The sequence below is a fragment of the Microbacterium karelineae genome, from assembly GCF_009745985.1.
Lineage (GTDB): Bacteria > Actinomycetota > Actinomycetes > Actinomycetales > Microbacteriaceae > Microbacterium > Microbacterium karelineae.
Window position 1 is genome coordinate 1 of the sequence record NZ_WFIX01000109.1, and the last position, 394, is coordinate 394.

Here is a 394-nt window from a genome sequence, read left to right on the forward strand (position 1 = left end):
GATAGACCATATGAAATATGTAATGGATCAGAACCAGACTGTAGGTTTCAAAGGTCATATTTCAGATCCTGAATATGCAGCAATGGTTCAGAACGGGCAGGTTAATCTTGCAGATGAGAAGTTCCTTACTTTCGAACATACAGACGGGCTTAACTATGAAAACTTAGGTCTTGAGAAATACAAAAATCTTGTTCATAAGAAAAATATAGATTTAGTATGGTCTTATGGAGCCGGAATCGGATTTATGTTTCCGAAAAGTAATGTAAAACTTTTTGGTAACGAAAGAAGTGACCGTTTCCACGTTGCAGGGATGGGAACCGATATCAGATCCAGTCTTAACCTTGTATTCTGGAAAAACTGGATGCTGAGATTAGAAGGAAAAGCCGGTTATATC

At 37.8% G+C, this 394-nt stretch carries 1 protein-coding gene; it reads left to right on the forward strand.

The genetic code is table 11. The annotated features are described in order from the left end of the window. Positions 1 to 22: 22 nt before the first annotated feature. Positions 23 to 394, forward strand: a 372-nt coding sequence (locus tag GB932_RS22135) for a hypothetical protein (RefSeq protein ID WP_197517212.1), incomplete at its 3' end; no start/stop codon positions are given.